The 17,168-nt window shown below is 70.3% G+C and carries 15 protein-coding genes; 7 read left to right on the top strand and 8 right to left on the bottom strand.

The annotated features are described in order from the left end of the window. Positions 1-45 precede the first annotated feature (45 nt). Together MOJ79_RS04500 and MOJ79_RS04505 are read right to left on the bottom strand one after the other, a co-directional pair. On the bottom strand, positions 46-1,032 hold the full coding sequence (locus MOJ79_RS04500) for a TAXI family TRAP transporter solute-binding subunit (RefSeq protein ID WP_241923040.1): 987 nt from the start codon (positions 1,030-1,032) through the stop codon (positions 46-48). A gap of 110 nt (positions 1,033-1,142) precedes the next feature. Continuing rightward, a complete protein-coding gene (locus MOJ79_RS04505) occupies positions 1,143-2,477 on the bottom strand; it encodes an aspartate aminotransferase family protein (RefSeq protein WP_241923041.1) in 1,335 nt (444 codons plus the stop codon). Positions 2,478-2,575: 98 nt separating this feature from the next. Here MOJ79_RS04505 and MOJ79_RS04510 point away from each other — a divergent pair, with 98 nt between their 5' ends. Genes MOJ79_RS04510 through MOJ79_RS04520 form a run of 3 tightly spaced genes read left to right on the top strand, consistent with a single transcriptional unit; the run spans position 2,576 to position 5,989 of the window. Next, on the top strand, positions 2,576-3,037 hold the full coding sequence (locus MOJ79_RS04510) for a CoA-binding protein (protein ID WP_241923042.1): 462 nt from the start codon (positions 2,576-2,578) through the stop codon (positions 3,035-3,037). 21 nt (positions 3,038-3,058) lie between these two features. Continuing rightward, a complete protein-coding gene (locus tag MOJ79_RS04515; protein ID WP_241923043.1) occupies positions 3,059-4,360 on the top strand; it encodes an O-acetylhomoserine aminocarboxypropyltransferase/cysteine synthase family protein in 1,302 nt (433 codons plus the stop codon). A 48-nt stretch (positions 4,361-4,408) separates the two neighbouring features. Next, positions 4,409-5,989, top strand: a complete 1,581-nt coding sequence (locus tag MOJ79_RS04520) for an aldehyde dehydrogenase family protein (protein ID WP_241923044.1) — start codon at positions 4,409-4,411, stop codon at positions 5,987-5,989. 34 nt (positions 5,990-6,023) lie between these two features. On the opposite strand, the gene MOJ79_RS04525 is transcribed toward MOJ79_RS04520, so the two are convergent. The 5 genes from MOJ79_RS04525 to MOJ79_RS04545 form a co-directional block, all read right to left on the bottom strand. Then, complete coding sequence (locus MOJ79_RS04525) at positions 6,024-6,914, bottom strand: branched-chain amino acid ABC transporter permease (protein WP_241923082.1); 891 nt, start codon at positions 6,912-6,914, stop codon at positions 6,024-6,026. A gap of 107 nt (positions 6,915-7,021) precedes the next feature. Then, a complete protein-coding gene (locus MOJ79_RS04530) occupies positions 7,022-7,909 on the bottom strand; it encodes a branched-chain amino acid ABC transporter permease (RefSeq protein WP_241923045.1) in 888 nt (295 codons plus the stop codon). Between the two features lie 67 nt (positions 7,910-7,976). Further along, complete coding sequence (locus MOJ79_RS04535) at positions 7,977-9,188, bottom strand: ABC transporter substrate-binding protein (RefSeq protein ID WP_119287542.1); 1,212 nt, start codon at positions 9,186-9,188, stop codon at positions 7,977-7,979. Positions 9,189-9,238: 50 nt separating this feature from the next. Further along, positions 9,239-9,949, bottom strand: a complete 711-nt coding sequence (locus MOJ79_RS04540) for an ABC transporter ATP-binding protein (RefSeq protein WP_241923046.1) — start codon at positions 9,947-9,949, stop codon at positions 9,239-9,241. Next, the gene (locus MOJ79_RS04545; RefSeq protein WP_241923047.1) at positions 9,942-10,718 is read right to left on the bottom strand and encodes an ABC transporter ATP-binding protein; all 777 of its coding nucleotides are present in this window, start codon (positions 10,716-10,718) and stop codon (positions 9,942-9,944) included. The genes MOJ79_RS04540 and MOJ79_RS04545 overlap by 8 nt, the downstream gene beginning before the upstream one ends. Positions 10,719-10,908: 190 nt before the next feature. Between MOJ79_RS04545 and MOJ79_RS04550 the strand changes: the two genes are divergently transcribed. Beyond that, positions 10,909-12,561, top strand: a complete 1,653-nt coding sequence (locus MOJ79_RS04550; protein WP_241923048.1) for an acyl-CoA synthetase — start codon at positions 10,909-10,911, stop codon at positions 12,559-12,561. 18 nt (positions 12,562-12,579) lie between these two features. Here MOJ79_RS04550 and MOJ79_RS04555 read toward each other — a convergent pair whose 3' ends face one another. Further along, the gene (locus MOJ79_RS04555) at positions 12,580-13,677 is read right to left on the bottom strand and encodes an acyl-CoA dehydrogenase (RefSeq protein WP_241923049.1); all 1,098 of its coding nucleotides are present in this window, start codon (positions 13,675-13,677) and stop codon (positions 12,580-12,582) included. 103 nt (positions 13,678-13,780) lie between these two features. Here MOJ79_RS04555 and MOJ79_RS04560 point away from each other — a divergent pair, with 103 nt between their 5' ends. The 3 genes from MOJ79_RS04560 to MOJ79_RS04570 all read left to right on the top strand — a co-directional run bounded on the left by MOJ79_RS04560 (position 13,781) and on the right by MOJ79_RS04570 (position 17,165). Next, entirely contained in the window at positions 13,781-14,572 is a 792-nt protein-coding gene (locus MOJ79_RS04560) for an enoyl-CoA hydratase (protein ID WP_241923050.1), read from the top strand. A gap of 128 nt (positions 14,573-14,700) precedes the next feature. Then, on the top strand, positions 14,701-16,023 hold the full coding sequence (locus MOJ79_RS04565) for a hypothetical protein (protein ID WP_241923051.1): 1,323 nt from the start codon (positions 14,701-14,703) through the stop codon (positions 16,021-16,023). Continuing rightward, on the top strand, positions 16,014-17,165 hold the full coding sequence (locus MOJ79_RS04570; RefSeq protein WP_241923052.1) for a hypothetical protein: 1,152 nt from the start codon (positions 16,014-16,016) through the stop codon (positions 17,163-17,165). Before MOJ79_RS04565 ends, MOJ79_RS04570 begins: the two co-directional genes overlap by 10 nt. Positions 17,166-17,168: the final 3 nt, after the last annotated feature.

A 17,168-nucleotide genomic window follows, 5' to 3' on the forward strand; every position in this document is an offset into this window, starting at 1 on the left:
CAACGGCGGCACGGGGTTCGCGCGCCGGTGCCGCAGGCACGGGGCTTACATCCAGCCCTTTTCCTTGTAGTACTTGACCGCGCCGGGGTGCAGCGGCGCCGAGATGCCGTTCTTGATCATTTCCTTCGGGTCGAGCGCGCCGAACGCCGGGTGCAGCTTCTTGAACTCCTCGAAGTTCTCGAACACCGCCTTGGTCAGCTCGTACACCGTCGCCTCGGGCACCTTGGCCGAGGTCACGAAGGTGGCCATCACGCCGTAGGTGGGCGTCGGGTTCGGGTGGCCGGCGTACAGCCCGCCGGGGATGTTGACCTTGGCGTAGTACGGCGCGCCGGCGACGAGCTTGTCGATCGCCGGGTGCTGCAGCGGCACGAGGCGCGCGCCGCAGGTCGTGATCGGGTCCTGGATGTTGGCGCTCGGGTGGCCGACGCCGTAGAAGAAGGCGTCGATCTTGTTGTCACACAGCGCCGGGCCGTGCTCGTCGGCCTTCAGTTCGGCGGCGAGCGCGAAGTCGCGCGTCGTCCAACCGAGCGCATTCATCAGCTCTTCCATCGACGCGCGAGTGCCCGAGCCCGGGTTGCCGATGTTCACGCGCTTGCCCTTGAGGTCGTCGATCTTGGTGATGTTGGCTTCCTTGCGCGAGAGCACCGTGAACGGCTCGGGGTGCAGCGAGAACACGGCGCGCAGGTCGGCGAACTTGCCGTCCTTCTCGAACGCCTTGGTGCCGTTCATCGCGTGGTACTGCCAGTCGGACTGCGCGACGCCGAAGTCGAGGTCGCCCGAGCGGATCGTGTTGATGTTGAACACCGAGCCGCCGGTCGATTCGACCGAGCAGCGGATGCCGTGCTTGGCGCGGTCCTTGTTCATCAGGCGACAGATCGCGCCGCCGGCGGCGTAGTACACGCCGGTGACGCCGCCGGTGCCGATCGTGATGAACTTCTGCTGCGCGAGCGCCGGCGTGGCCGGCAGCGCGAGCGCCAGCGCGGCGGCGGCGAGCAGCGGGCGCAGGGCGGGGATCTTGCGGATCGAGGTCATGCTGTCACTCCTGGATGCGATGGGGGTGGCCGCGTCGTCGACGCGGCGCGAAGCGTGGATTCTTGCACCGGCGGCGTGGCGTCACCCGCGGGTTTCACCGCAGCGGCGGCTCATGCGGCGGTGGCCGCCAGCGCCGCATCGATCGCCGCGGCGAGCCGCTCGACGATCGCGTCGAGCTCGGCATCCGACACGATGAACGGCGGCGCGAGCAGCACGTGGTCGCCGCGCTGTCCGTCGATCGTGCCGCCCATCGGGTAGACCATCAGCCCGCGCGCCATCGCCTCGCGCTTGACGGCCGCGTGCAGCCGGCGCGCGGGGTCGAACGGCGCCTTCGTCGCGCGGTCGGCCACCAGCTCGATGCCCCAGAACAGCCCGCGGCCGCGGACGTCGCCGACGTGCGGGTGCGCGCCGAGCGCGGCGTGCAGCCGCTCGGCGAGGCCGTACCCCTGCCGCTGCACGCGCTCGAGCAGCGCGTCGCGCTCGATGACCTGCTGCACCGCGAGCGCCGCCGCGCACGCCACCGCGTGGCCGATGTAGGTGTGGCCGTGGTGGAACATGCCGCTGCCGCGCGCGAACGCGTCGACGATGCGCCGCTGCGCGAGCACGGCGCCGATCGGCTGGTAGCCGCCGCCGAGGCCCTTCGCGACCGTCAGCAGGTCGGGCACGACGCCTTCCTGCTCGCACGCGTGCAGCGTGCCGGTGCGGCCCATGCCGCACATCACTTCGTCGAGGATCAGCAGGATGCCGTGGCGGTCGCACAGCTCGCGCACGCCCTTCAGGTACCCCGGCACCGGCGTCAACGCGCCGGCGGTCGCGCCGACGACCGTCTCGGCGACGAAGGCGATCACACGGTCGCCGCCGAGGCGGTCGATCGCCTCGGCGAGCTCGGCCACCAGCCGACGGCCGTACTGCTCGGGCGTCTCGTCGGCACGCCGGTCGCGGTACTCGTAGCACGGCGAGACGTGCGTGACCGGGATCAGCAGCGGCGCGAACTGGCGCCTTCGCCACTCGTTGCCGCCCACCGCGAGCGCGCCGAGCGTGTTGCCGTGGTAGCTCTGGCGCCGGGCGATGAAGTGCTCGCGCTGCGGCTGCCCGATCTCGACGAAGTACTGCCGCGCCATCTTCAGCGCCGCCTCGACCGCCTCCGAGCCGCCGCTGACGAAATAGGCGTGGCTCGTGCCGGGCGGCGCGTGCGCGACGAGGTGGTCGGCGAGCTGTTCGGCGACCTCGGTCGTGAAGAAGCTCGTGTGCGCGTAGGCCAGGCGGTCGATCTGCGCGTGCATCGCGGCGATCACGTCGGGGTGGCCGTGGCCGAGGCACGAGACGGCGGCGCCCCCCGATGCGTCGAGGTAGCGGCGACCGTCGCGGTCGATCAGCCAGCAGCCTTCGCCGCCGACGGCGACGGGCAGGGGGGACTTCAGCTGGCGGTGCAGGACGTGGCTCATGGCGGTCGGGTCGGTCAAGAGACGGTCGGATACGGGTCGCGGGGGCAGGGAAGCCACGATTGTGATCCGTGTCCGGCCCGCTACAGTCGGCGCCCAGCATGCAAGACGACATCGCCACGCTGCGCCGCATCCTGCGCACCTGCCGCACGATCGCCGTCGTCGGCCTGTCGGCCGACTGGTTCCGGCCGAGCTACTTCGCCGCCAGTTACCTGCAGGGCAAGGGCTACCGCATCGTGCCGGTCAACCCGAAGTACCCCGAGATCCTCGGCGAGAAGAGCTATGCGCGGCTCGAGGACATCCCGTTCCCGGTCGACATGGTCGACGTGTTCCGCAAGCCCGCCGACCTGCCGCCGATCGCGGCGAGCGCGGTGGCGATCGGCGCGAAGTGCTTGTGGCAGCAGCTCGGCGTGGCCAACGCCGAGGCCGACGCGATCGCACGCGCCGCCGGCCTCGACAGCGTCATGGACCGCTGCGTCAAGATCGAGCACGCGCGCCTGTTCGGCGGCCTGCACTGGGTCGGCGTCAACACCGGCGTGATCTCGGCCAAGCGGCCGCACTGACACGACCGCAGAAGGCACACCGTGGCCGACCGCCGCTTCCACCCCGAAACGCTGGCGATCCACGCCGGCCAGATCCCCGATGCCGCGACCGGCGCGCGCGCGCTGCCGATCTACCAGACGACGAGCTTCGTGTTCGACAGCGCCGACCACGCCGCGGCGCTGTTCAACCTGCAGACCTTCGGCAACGTCTACTCGCGGCTGTCCAACCCGACGGTGGCTGCGCTCGAGGAGCGCGTCGCCGCGCTCGAGGGCGGCCGCGCCGCGGTGGCCGCCGCGAGCGGCATGGCCGCCGAGGCGCTCGCGCTGATGACGATCCTGCAGGCCGGCGACCACGTCGTCGCTGCCGGGGCGCTGTACGGCGGCACCGTGACGATGCTCGCCGTCAACCTCGCGAAGTTCGGCGTCGAGACGACGTTCGTCGACGCGACGCGGCCCGAGGCGTTCGCCGCCGCGATGCGGCCGAACACGCGCGCGGTGTTCGCCGAGAGCCTGGGCAACCCGAGCCTCGCAGTGCTCGATATCGCCGCGGTGGCCGACGTCGCGCACGCGCACGGCGTGCCGCTGGTGATCGACAACACGGTGCCGAGCCCCTTCCTGTGCAACCCGATCGCGCACGGCGCCGACGTCGTCGTGCACAGCGCGACGAAGTACCTCGCCGGCCACGGCACGACGCTGGGCGGCGTCGTCGTCGAGAGCGGCAAGTTTCCGTGGGACAACGGCAAGTTCCCCGGCATGACCGAGCCGAGCCCCGGCTACCACGGCGTGCGCTTCTACGAGACCTTCGGCGACTTCGGCTTCACGATGCGCTGCCGCATGGAGACGCTGCGCGTGTACGGCGCGGCGCTCGCGCCGATGAGCGCGTGGCAGATCCTGCAGGGCGTCGAGACGCTGCACGTGCGCATGGAGCGGCACTGCACGAACGCGCGCCGCGTCGCCGAGTTCCTGCGCGCGCATCCCAAGGTCGGCTGGGTCAACTACCCCGGGCTGCCCGACCACCCGCAGCACGCGCTGCTGGCGCGCCAGATGCGCCACGTCGATGGCGCGCCGGGTGCGTCGGGGCTGCTCGCGTTCGGGATCGACGGCGGGCTCGACGCCGGCGTGCGGTTCATCGAGGCGGCGCAGTTCATGAGCCACCTCGCCAACATCGGCGACGTGCGCACGCTCGTGATCCACCCGGCGTCGACGACGCACCGCCAGCTCGACGAGGCGCAGCAGCGCGCCGCCGGTGTCACGCCCGACATGATCCGCATGTCGGTCGGTCTCGAGCACGTCGACGACATCCTGTGGGACATCGACCAGGCGCTCGCGAAGGCGGGCGCGTGACCGGCTGCGTGGCAGCGCGATTCCTTCGACCCCTGACCCAGCGAGACGATGAGCGACACGACCCCCGCCTTCCGCCTGACCTACGCGACGATGTTCGACCCGCCGGCGCAGCTGCACGAGCGCTTCGACGAGGCCCTGCAGCGCGTGCGGGCGCAGCTCGGCGCCGACCACGCGATGACGATCGGCGGGCAGCGCCGTGGCGGTGCGCAGTGGATCGACAAGCGCGCGCCTGCCGACGCGCGCCTGCAGCTCGGGCGCTTCGCCGCCGGCACCGCCGCCGACGCGCGGGCCGCGGTGGACGCCGCGCGCGCGGCCGCGCCCGCCTGGGCGGCCACACCCTGGCGCGAGCGCGTCGCGCTGCTGCGCCGCGCGGCACAGCGCATCGAGGCGCGGGTGTTCGATCTGGCCGCCGCGGTGGCGCTGGAGGTCGGCAAGAACCGCATGGAGGCGCTCGGCGAGGTGCAGGAGACGGCCGACCTGATCGCCTGGTACTGCGACCGCATGGAAGAAGCCGACGGCTTCGAGCGGGCGCTGCCCGACGACCCGCTGCCGGGCTGGCGCAGCCACAACCGCACGCGGCTGCGGCCTTACGGCGTGTGGGCCGTGATCGCTCCGTTCAACTTCCCGTTCGCGCTGGCCGGCGGGCCGGTCGGCGCGGCGCTGGTGGCGGGCAACACGGTGGTGTTCAAGACCGCCAGCGACACGCCGTGGAGCGGGCGGCTGCTGATGGACGTGTTCGAAGAGGCGGCACTGCCGCCGGGCGTCGTCAACCTCGTCGCCGGCGCCGGGGGCGAGGTCGGCGACGCGTTGGTGGGTGCGCCCGACGTCGCCGGCGTCACGTTCACCGGATCGCACGAGGTCGGCACGGCGCTGCTGCGCCGCTTCGCCGCCGGCACGCGCCCGCGGCCGGTGATCGCCGAGATGGGGGGCAAGAACCCGGCCATCGTCACGCGCCACGCCGATCTGGACCGCGCCGCCACCGGCATCGTGCGGTCGGCATTCGGGCTGCAGGGGCAGAAATGTTCGGCGTGCTCGCGCGTGTACGTCGAGCGCAGCGTCGCCGACGCGCTGCGCGAGCGGCTCGTCGAGCGCACGCGCGCGATCGCGATCGGCGATCCGGTGCTCGCGGCGCACTGGATGGGGCCGGTGATCAACGCCGCCGCGGTGGCGCGTTACCGGCGGGCGGTCGACGAGATCCGCGCCGGCGGCCGCATCGACGTCGGCGGCGAGGTGCTGCAGGCCGGCGACTTCGCGCACGGCCACTTCGTCGCGCCGACCGTGGCGCGCATGCCCTATGGGCACCGCCTGTGGCGCGACGAGCTGTTCCTGCCGCTCGTGCTCGTCGGCGAGGTCGAGTCCCTCGACGAGGCGCTGGCGCGCGCCAACGACAGCGACTACGGCCTGACGGCAGGCTTCTACGGTGCCCCCGACGAAGTCGAGGTGTTCCTCGACCGCATCGAGGCCGGCGTCACCTACGTGAACCGGCCGCAGGGTGCGACCACCGGCGCGTGGCCCGGCTACCAGCCCTTCGGTGGCTGGAAGGGCAGCGGCAGCACCGGCAAGGCGATCGGCTCGTTCTGGTACCTGCCGCAATACCTGCGCGAGCAGTCGGTGACCGTCGTCGAGTGACGGCCGCGCGCACACGGCGCCGCTGCGGCAGCGCCTACAGCGACTTCTTCAGTGCGTGCCCGATCTCGCCGACGATGCCGCGCCGAAACGCCAGCACGCACACGACGAAGATCACGCCTTGCACGACGGTGACCCACGCGCCCAGCGGCGCGAGGTAGTTCTGCATCGTCACGATCACCGCGGCGCCGACGATGGGGCCGAAGATCGTGCCCAGCCCGCCGACCAGCGTCATCAGGACGACCTCGCCCGACATCGTCCAGTGCACGTCGGTCAGCGACGCGAGCTGGAACACGATGGCCTTGGTCGCGCCGGCCAGGCCGGCCAGCGTCCCGGAGAGCACGAACGCGACGAGCTTGTAGCGGTCGGTGTCGTAGCCGAGCGAGATCGCACGGTTCTCGTTCTCGCGGATCGCCTTGAGCACCTGGCCGAACGGCGAATGCACGATGCGGTAGATCAGCGCGAAGCCGCCGAGGAACACCGCGAGCACGACGGCGTACATCGCCAGCGGCTGCGACAGGTCCACGACGCCGAACAGGTGCCCGCGCGGCACCGCCTGGATGCCATCTTCGCCGCCCGTGAAGGGCGCCTGCAGGCTGAAGAAGAACACCATCTGCGCCAGTGCGAGCGTGATCATCGCGAAGTAGATGCCCTGGCGGCGGATCGCGAGCGAGCCCGCGACGACGCTGAGCAGGCCGGCGCACAGCGTGCCGAACAGGATCGCGAACTCGGGGTTGAACCCCCACACCTTGGCCGCGTGCGCCGACGCATAGCTCGCCGAGCCGAGGAACATCGCGTGGCCGAACGACAGCAGCCCGCCGAAGCCGATCAGCAGGTTGAACGCGCAGGCGAACAGCGCGAAGCACATCACCTTCATCAGGAACACCGGGTAGGCCACGGCCGGCGCGACGGCGAAGAACAGCGCCATCACGACGAACAGCGTCAGGTGCAGACGCGCCTGAGCGTCGCGGCGCGCACCGCTGTCGGCCGGCGCGATCGCGCCTCGCGCGAGGGGGGAGGTGGGGGCGCTCATCGCTATTTCTGTGTTCCGAACAGCCCGGCAGGACGCACGAGCAGCACGATGGCCATGATGATGAAGATCACCGTGCTCGAGGCTTCGGGGTAGAAGACCTTGGTCAGCCCTTCGACCAGGCCGAGCCCGAATCCGGTGACCACCGAGCCGAGGATCGAGCCCATGCCGCCGATGACGACGACGGCGAAGACGACGATGATCAGGTCCGCGCCCATCTGGGGGCTGACCTGGTAGATCGGCGCGGCCATCACGCCGGCCAGCGCGGCCAGCGCGACGCCGAAGCCGTAGGTCAGCGTGATCATGCGCGGCACGTTGATCCCGAACGCCTGCACGAGCTGCGGGTTCTCGGTGGCTGCGCGCAGGTAGGCGCCGAGCTTGGTGCGCTCGATGACGTACCAGGTGGCCAGGCACACGATCAGCGAGGCGACGATGATCCACGCCCGGTAGTTCGGCAGGAACATGAAGCCCAGGTTCTGACCGCCTTGCAGCGCCTCGGGAATCGCGTAGGGCTGGCCGGAGGAGCCGTACTGCTGGCGGAACAGGCCCTGGATGATCAGCGCCAGGCCGAAGGTCAGCAGCAGGCCGTAGAGGTGGTCGAGCTTGTACAGGCGCGACAGCATCGTGCGCTCGATCACGACGCCGGTGGCGCCGACGACCAGCGGCGCGATCAGCAGCGCCCACCAGTAGCCCAGCCCGAACTTGTTGAGCAGCCACCACGCGACGAACGCGCCCATCATGTACTGCGCGCCGTGCGTGAAGTTGATGATGTTGAGCAGGCCGAAGATCACGGCCAGCCCGAGTGACAGCAGCGCGTAGAACGCCCCGTTGATGAGGCCGATCAGCAGCTGCCCGAACAGGGCCTGCGTGGGGATCCCGAAGATCTCGGTCATGGCGCGTCGAATGGGCCGGCGCCGCGCGTGCGCGGCGCCGGCGTGGAGGCTCAGCCGCCGGGGGCGCTCACTTGACGAGCGGGCATTCGCCCTGGTTCAGCGGGCGGAAGGCTTCGGCGGCCGGGATCGTCGCGCGCAGCTTGTAGTAGTCCCACGGCCCCTTCGACTCGGCCGGGGTCTTGACCTCGAACAGGTACGCCGGGTGGATCTTGCGGCCGTCGGCGCGGATCGACCCCTTGCCGAACAGGGGGTCATCGGTGGGCATCTTCTTCATCTGTTCGATGACCTTGGTGCCGTCGTCGCTCTTGAGCGCCTCCACCGCCTTCAGGTAGTGCAGCACCGCCGAGTAGACGCCCGCCTGCACCATCGACGGCATGCGGCCGTTGTGGCGCTCCGCGAAGCGCTTGGACCACGCGCGGGTCTGGTCGTTGAGGTCCCAGTAGAAGGTCTCCGTCAGGATCAGCCCCTGCGCGGTGTTCAGACCGAGGCTGTGGATGTCGTTGATGAACACCAGCATCCCGGCGAGGTTCTGCCCGCGGCGGGTCAGACCGAACTCGGCGGCTTGCTTGATCGAGTTGATCGTGTCGCCGCCCGCATTGGCCAGGCCGATGATCTTGGCCTTCGACGCCTGCGCCTGCAGCAGGAACGAGCTGAAGTCAGTGCCGGGGAAGGGGTGGCGGACCTTGCCGACCACCTTGCCGCCGTTCTTGACGACGACGGCCTCGGTGTCGCGCTCGAGCGCATGGCCGAACGCGTAGTCGGCGGTCAGGAAGAACCAGGTGTCGCCGCCGGTCTTGACGATCGCACTGCCGGTGCCGTTGGCGAGCATCCAGGTGTCGTAGGTCCAGTGGATCGTGTTCGGGCTGCACGCCTTGCCGGTCAGGTCGGCGGTGGCCGCGCCCGAGACGAGGAAGGCCTTGCCCTTCTCGCGCGTGATCTGGTTGATCGCCAGCGCCACCGACGAGGTCGGCACGTCGACGATGACGTCGACGCCGTCACGGTCGTACCAGCTGCGCGCGATCGTCGACCCCACGTCGGGCTTGTTCTGATGGTCGGCACCGAGGATCTCGACCTTGAGCCCCTTGGCGGCGGCACCGAAGTCCTCCACGGCGAGACGCGCGGCGACCAGTGCCCCCGGCCCCGAGATGTCGGCGTACAGGCCCGACATGTCGTTCATCACGCCGATCTTGATCACGCCATCGGAGATCTGCGCCTGAGCGCCGCCCGCGCCGAGGGCGCAGGCGGCCGCGACGAGCGCCGACACGATACGCAGCTTCATGGACTTGTCCCTTTCTTTGGTCGAATCACCGATCCGGCTCGCGCCGGCCCTCACACGCCGAGCACCTCGTGCAGCATGTCCTGCTTGGCCGCCAGCTCGCTGGCGGCGAACGACTCGATCACGCGGCCGTGCTCGATCACGTAGAAACGGTCGGCCAGCGGCGCGGCGAAGCGGAAGTTCTGCTCGACCATCACGATCGTCAGTCCCTTGTCGCGCAGCGTGCGGATCGCGCGGCCCAGCGCCTGCACGATCACTGGCGCCAGCCCCTCGGAGATCTCGTCGAGGAGCAGCAGCTTCGCGCCGGTGCGCAGGATGCGCGCCACCGACAGCATCTGCTGCTCGCCGCCCGAGAGCCTTCCGCCGGGGCTCGAACGGCGCTCCTTCAGGTTGGGGAACATCGCGTAGATCTCGTCCAGGCTCATTCCGCCGGAGGCGACCGCGGGCGGCAGCAGCAGGTTCTCCTCGCAGGTCAGGCTGGCGAAGATGCCGCGCTCCTCGGGGCAGTAGCCCACGCCCAGGTGCGCGATCGCGTGCGGTGGCAGGCCGATCGCCTCGGTGCCGTTGATCATGATCGACCCGCTGCGCCGACCGACCAGTCCGAGGATCGCGCGCAGCGTCGTCGTGCGCCCGGCGCCGTTGCGGCCGAGCAGCGTGACGACTTCGCCGCGGTGCACCTGGAGGTCGACGCCGTGCAGGATGTGCGACTCGCCGTACCAGGCGTGCACGTCCGTCAACCGCAGCAGCTCGACGCCTTCAGCCATGTGCGCCCTGCAGTTCGACCTCGGCGCTGCCCATGTAGGCTTCGAGCACCTGCGGGTTCTTCGACACCTGCTCGTATCGGCCCTCGGCGATCACGGCCCCTCGTGCCAGCACGGTGATCGTGTCGGCGATGCGCGCGACGACGTTCATGTTGTGCTCGACCATCAGCACGGTGCGGTTGGCGGCGACCTTCTTGATCAGCTGCGTGACGAGGTCGACGTCCTCGTGGCCCATGCCCTGCGTCGGCTCGTCGAGCAGCATCAGCTTCGGTTCCATCGCCAGCGTCGTCGCGATCTCGAGCGCGCGCTTGCGGCCGTAGGGCAGCTCGACGGTGACGACGTTGGCGAATTCGCGCAGCCCGACGGTGTCGAGCAGCTCGAGCGCGCGGCCGTTGAGCGCATCGAGCGTGCGCTCGGAGCGCCAGAAGTGGAACGACGTGCCGAGCTGGCGCTGCAGTGCCACGCGCACGTTCTCCAGCACTGTCAGGTGCGGGAACGTGGCCGAGATCTGGAACGAGCGGACGATGCCGCGGCGCGCGATCTGCGCCGGCTTCTCGGCCGTGATGTCGCTGCCCTCGTAGAGGATCTGCCCGCGCGTGGGCGGCAGGAACTTGGTCAGCAGGTTGAAGCAGGTCGTCTTGCCGGCACCGTTGGGTCCGATGAGTGCGTGGATCGTGCCGCGGCGCACCCGCAGGTCGACGCCGGCGACGGCCACGAAGCCCTTGAATTCTTTGACGAGACCGCGGGTCTCGAGGATGACGTCGGTGGTCATCGGGAGGCAGCGCAGCACGCCGCCGTTGTCTGATTGAACGGCGGCATTATTCGGTGGCGGCCGCGCTGCCCGCCATCGGGTTTGTGCCTAACGTCGACGGTGCGCGGGCCATGGCCAACGCGGCGCGCCTGATTACCATACGGACGCCCGGCCATGGCAAGAGGGGCCTGGGCCCCGATGAGGCGCCACGATGAGCACGAAGAACATCTACGAAGAGCACCTGGACCGCAACGCGGCCAACTTCGCGGCGCTGACGCCGACGAGCTTCGTCGAGCGCAGCGCCGAGGTCTTCGGCGACTTGCCGGCCGTGATCCACGGCGCGCGCCGCTACACGTGGGCGCAGTGCCGCGAGCGCGCGGCGCGGCTCGGCGCCGCGCTGCGCGCGCTGGGTGTCGGGCGGCTCGACACCGTCAGCACGATGCTCGCCAACACGCCCGAGATGGTCGAGGCGCACTACGCGGTGCCGGCGATCAACGCCGTACTCAACACGCTGAACACGCGGCTCGATGCGCCGCTGCTGGCGTGGCAGATGGCCCACTGCGAGGCCAAGGTGCTGCTCACCGACCGCGAGTTCGCGCCGACGGTGCGCGAGGCGCTGCGCCTGCTGCGCGAACAGCACGGCCGCGAGGTGGTCGTGATCGACGTCTGCGACAGCGAGTACACCGGCGGCGGCGAGCGCCTCGGCGCGCACGAGTACGAGGCGCTGCTGGCCGCCCACGCGCCGCTGCCCAGGCTCGAGGGTGCGGCCGACGAGTGGGACGCGATCGCGGTGAGCTACACCAGCGGCACGACGGGCGACCCGAAGGGCGTCGTCACGCATCACCGCGGCGCGTACCTCAACGCGGTGGGCAACGCCGTGACGTGGACGATGCCGCCGTTTCCGAAGTACCTGTGGACGCTGCCGATGTTCCACTGCAACGGCTGGTGCTTCCCATGGACGGTGGCGCTGCAGGCCGGTGTGCACGTGTGCCTGCGCCGCGTCGAGGCGCGCGCGATCCTCGACGCGATGCGCGAGCACGGCGTCACGCACTACTGCGCGGCGCCGATCGTGCACAACCTGATCGTCAATGCACCGCCCGAGTGGCGCGAGGGCGTGCACGGCGTCAAGGGCATGGTCGCAGGCGCGGCACCGCCGGCGGCGATGATTGAGGGCATGGCGCGCATCGGCTTCGACATCACGCACGTCTACGGGCTGACGGAGGTCTACGGGCCGGCGTCGGTGGCGGTCAAGCGCGACAGCTGGGCGCGCCAGAGCCTGGCCGAGCAGACGCGCCTGAACGGCCGCCAGGGCGTGCGCTACGCGCTGCAGGACGGCATGACGGTGATGGACCCGCAGACGATGCAGGAAGTGCCGGCCGACGGGCAGACGATGGGCGAGATCATGTTCCGCGGCAACATCGTGATGAAGGGCTACCTGAAGAACCCGTCGGCGACCGCCAAGGCCTTCGAGGGCGGCTGGTTCCACACCGGCGACCTCGCGGTGCTCGAGCCGGACCGCTACGTCAAGATCCGCGACCGCAGCAAGGACGTGATCATCAGCGGCGGCGAGAACATCAGCTCGATCGAGGTCGAGGACGCCCTGTACCGCCACCCGGCGGTGCTCGCGTGCGCCGTGGTCGCCAAGCCCGACCCGAAGTGGGGCGAGACGCCGCTGGCCTACGTCGAGCTCAAGCCCGGTGCCAGCGTCACCGCCGACGAGCTGGTCGCGCACTGCCGCACCCAGCTGGCCGGCTACAAGGTGCCGCGCGAAATCCGCTTCGAGGAGATCCCGAAGACGTCGACCGGCAAGATCCAGAAGTTCCAGCTGCGCGAGCGGGCGAAGTCCGCCAGCGCGATCGGGTAGCGCGCTGTGCGCCTGCGCTCAGGTCCACCACAGCGCGTGCAGGGTGGCTGTGTGCAGGTCGCGCCAGACGCGGTTGATGTCGGAGCCGGCGTCGGCGGCCGGCAGCCCGCAGGCCGGGTAGAGGTCGTCGACGGCGCGCCGCGCCGCGTGGACGAGTTCGCGCGCGGCCGCCTCGACGGCGGCCGCTGCGTCGTGCGCGGGCAGCCCGGCTTCGACGCGCGCCCACGCCGCGTCGAGCCGGGCGTAGAATGCGTCGCGCGCCTGCGTCAACTGCCGCGGCGCATCGCGTGCGGCCTCGCGCAGCGGCGATGCGGCGCCTTCGCTGGCCAGTCGCACCGCGACGGCCGGCATGGCCAGCGCGACGAAGTGGCGCGCGATGCCGCAGGTCACCGCCGCCAGCGTCGCGAAGGCCAGCGCGCGGAACGGAAAGCGCCACAGCGGACCGTCGTGGGTCGCGTGCGCGGCGTCGATCACGAAACGGTGCGACGCCGGCACCCACGCGCCGTCGATGCGCAACGCGTGCGACGCACTCGCGCGCAGCCCGATCGCGCGCCACGTCGGCTCGACGTGCACGCAGCGCGCCGGTACGACGAAGGCGGCCACGCGCGGTGCACCGCCGGCATCGTGCAGTGGCACGCCGTGCTGGTGCAGCACGGCGTTGACGGTGAAGTGTGTCGCCCACGGGGCGCCGCTGGCGTGGGCCCAGCGTCCCTGCAGTCGCCAGCCGTCGCCGTCGTGTTCGGCGCGGCCGGTCGCGGCGCCACTGCCGGCCACGCATGCCCGGTGCGTGGCCAGCACATCGCGCGCCAGCGCCGGCGGCCAGAACCCGGCGAACCACGCAGCGCCGGCACACAGCGTGACGACCCAGGCGGTGCTGCCGTCGGCCTCGGCCAGCGCCTCCTCGAGCGCGACGACCCGCGGCAGTGGCCACTCGGCGCCGCCAACGGCGCGCGGTGCCAGCGTGCCCAGCCAGCCGCGGCGGTGCACCAGCGCGCGCTGCGCGGCAGTCAGCGCACCGCCGGCGTCGGCCACTGCGGCGTCGTCGCGCAGGCGCTTTGCGTCACGTGGAGCGAGCGCAGTGCCAGTGATGTCGGGGTGGGGAACGGTGGCGGTCATCTCGCCGCCACTGTAGGCCAGCGTGCGGCCCTGCCGCGAGGCGCTACGATGCACGATGGCGCCTGTGCGCCGGGCCCGCAATCCAGGAGACAGGAGAGCGACGATGCTGACCACCGACGACCCGCTGGTGTGCTACGCGAAGGACGCGCGCGGCGTCATCACGCTGACGCTGAACCGGCCGCAGGCGTTCAATTCGCTGTCGGAAGCGATGCTCGCGGCGCTGCAGCGCGAGCTCGATGCGATCGCGAAGGACGAGACGGCGCGCGTCGTCGTGATCGCCGGCGCCGGCAAGGCGTTCTGCGCCGGCCACGACCTGAAAGAGATGCGCGCGCAGCCGTCGCTGGGCTACTACGAGCGCCTGTTCGGCCAGTGCGGTCGCATGATGATGAGCCTGCAGAAGCTGCCGGTGCCGGTGGTGGCGCGCGTGCACGGCATCGCCACCGCCGCGGGCTGTCAGCTGGTGGCGATGTGCGACCTCGCGGTGGCCGCACGCGGCGCGAAGTTCGCCGTCAGCGGCGTCAACCTCGGCCTGTTCTGCTCGACGCCGAGCGTCGCGCTGAGCCGCAACCTCGGGCGCAAGGCGGCGTTCGAGATGCTCGTCACCGGCGAGTTCATCGACGCCGACGAGGCCAAGGCCAAGGGCCTCGTCAACCGCGTCGCCGAGCCCGACCAGCTCGACGCCGAAGTCGAGCGGCTGGTGGCCGCGATCGTCGCGAAGCCGCGCGTCGCGGTGGCGATGGGCAAGGCGCTGTTCTACCGCCAGCTCGAGAAGGGCATCGAGGCCGCCTACGCCGACGCCGAGCAGACGATGGCGTGCAACATGATGGACGAGGCCGCGCTCGAGGGCGTGCAGGCCTTCATCGACAAGCGTCGCCCCAGCTGGTCCGCCGGCTAACGTAACGTTGCCGTGTGCGGCAAGACCTTTGCCCAGCACAGTGTGTGATGTGATAACATCACTATTTAGCGAGTCCCTGTTGCTTCCGGGACGGGGCTGCGCCGGTTGCAGTGCAAAGGAGGAGAGCCATGCCGCAGTTCCGCGGTCGCAGGATCGATGTTCGTCGTCGACTCGGTGGCGTATGGATTGCCGCGCTGAGCATCGCGGTCATGTTCGCTGGGTGTGGTGGCGGTGGCGGCGGTGGTCATGATCACGACGATCGTTTCATCGACACCGCGGGCCGACTCGTCGTGGCCGAGCAGGACGCGACGACGCTTCGGATATACGACCTCGACGACACATCGTGGCCCGTCGCGGCGCATGCGCTGGAACATCCACCTTCGGCCGTCTACGCGAGCCCCGGCGGGCGCTATGCCGTCGTCGTGCAGCGCCTGCAAGATCAGGTGCAGTTCGTCGACGGCGGCATCTGGCAGGAGGACCACGGCGACCACCTGCACGACTACAAGCGCGACAGTCGCCCGATGGCGTGGCGGCTGCAGGGGCCGCGCCCGACGCACTACGACGTGCAGTCAGGCGTGCAGGCGGCGGTCTTCTTCGACGGCGACGCCGCATCCGCGCCAGTGCGTACCGCAGCGGTACGGCTGATCACCGACGACTCGATCGGGCGAGGGTCCGTCGTCGCAGGGCTCGATCTGACGGTTTCGATCCATGGTCTGGCCGAGCCCTGGGGCGACTGGCTGCTGACCGTCCACCGCGCCGCCGATGCGTCGACGACGCTGCCGACCCACCTCGAACAGTGGCGGCGCCAGGGTGCGGGGTACTCGTTCATACGCCGTATCGACGAAGTTCGGTGCGAGGGTATGCACGGCAGTTTCACGACGCTGGACCGGCACACGGTGGTCGGTTGTCAGGATGGTGTGCTCGTCGCGACGACAGGGGCCGACGGGAGCGTGCAGGCTCGCCACGTGCCGACGCCGATCCGCATCGGCACGATCGCCGGTCATCCACGCCTGGCCGGACACGTCATCGGCATCGGCAACGCCGGCAGCGGTGCCACGGCGACGACGCGCTTCTTCGCGATCGACGCCGCCGCCGGCGTCGCCACGGAACTGGTAATTCAAGACCTTGCCGAAGGCGTCGTTCGCCGGGCGCACGGCTTCGACCGCAGTGGCCAGCGTTTCTTCGTCCTCGACAGCCTCGGGCGGCTGCACCAACTGGTGCGGGATGGCCCGACATGGCGCGCAGCCGGCAACGCTCAAGTCGTTGCCGGCATGCCCACGGCTGCGCCATGGCCGGCAATTTCGGCCAACGGAGCGCGCGACGTGATCTACCTCAGTGACCCGGTGGCCAGGCAGCTTGTGAGCATCAATGCCCATGACGGGACCGTCCTTGAGCGCCGAGACCTTGGATATGTCCCGTCGGCGATCGTATGGCTGGGAATATGGCGATGAAGCGTCGATGCCTGCCTGATGCCGCGGTTCGGGCGCTGCCCGTCTTGCTGCTCGCGCTCGGTACCGTTACGCCGGCCGCGGCGTCTGACGCGCAGGCGTGGCGGTTCGGCGCCGTGGTCGACGTCGGCACGACGTCTCGCGCCACTGCATTCGGATCGCGCGAGCGGGGACTGGGGCTCGGTCCGAGCGACGTCACTGCGTGGGGTCCGGTCGGTGCCGCGCTGGAAGGCCAGGCGACTGTTGCCGCGCATGCGCACGACGGCCGCATCGAGGTCGAGCTCGAAGAGCTTTGGTTGCAGACCCGCAGTCTGCCGGCGGGTCTGACGCTGCGCCTGGGCCGATTCCTGGCTCAGGTTGGCTACCTCAACGAGCGCCATCCGCACGCCGACGACTTTGCCGAACGGCCGCTCGCCTACCGCGCCTTTCTTGGTGGCCACTGGTTCGACGACGGCGTGCGGGTGAACTGGCTGTTGCCTACGCCGCTGTACTGGCGCGTTGGTGTCGAGGCGTTTCGCGGCCGGCAGCTCGTCCCTGATGCAGTCCGTCAGCCGGCGGTGGGCAGCTGGACGTTTTCGACCAAGGCGGGTGGCGATGTCGGGACGATGCACAGTTGGCAGCTCGGCATTGCATATGTCCACAACCGCCTTGAGGCCGTGCATGGCGACGATCACGGCCATGACGATGACCATGACCACGCACACGTGCATGGGGCCCGGTTCGGCGGCCGGCATCTGTGGATGTTCGATGCAGCCTGGAAGTGGGCCCCCGACGGCAATGCCGCCAACCGGGAGCTTCGCGTGTTGGCTGAACACTCTTTCGTCACCGGCCTGGGCGGACACGCCGACGGCGATGACCGTCACCAGGCCTCGTCGATCGCCGCCGTCTGGCGCTTTCGGCCGGGCTGGGAGGTCGGCTGGCGCACGGATCGGCTGCGCGCGCTGTCGCCACACGGCGATCATTTCCACCCCGTGCATCTGGACGAGCATGCGGTCATGGTCGCGTGGAAGCCGACCCACTTGCAGACGCTGCGTTTGCAGTTCACGACGCAACGCCACGCCAAGGGGCTCGACGACGCGGCGCGCCATTCGGTGCAGCTGCAGTACGTGTTCAGTCTCGGCGCACACCCGGCGCACACTTACTGAGAC

It is taken from the genome of Calidifontimicrobium sp. SYSU G02091 (genome assembly GCF_022631395.1).
Lineage (GTDB): Bacteria > Pseudomonadota > Gammaproteobacteria > Burkholderiales > Burkholderiaceae_C > Calidifontimicrobium > Calidifontimicrobium sediminis.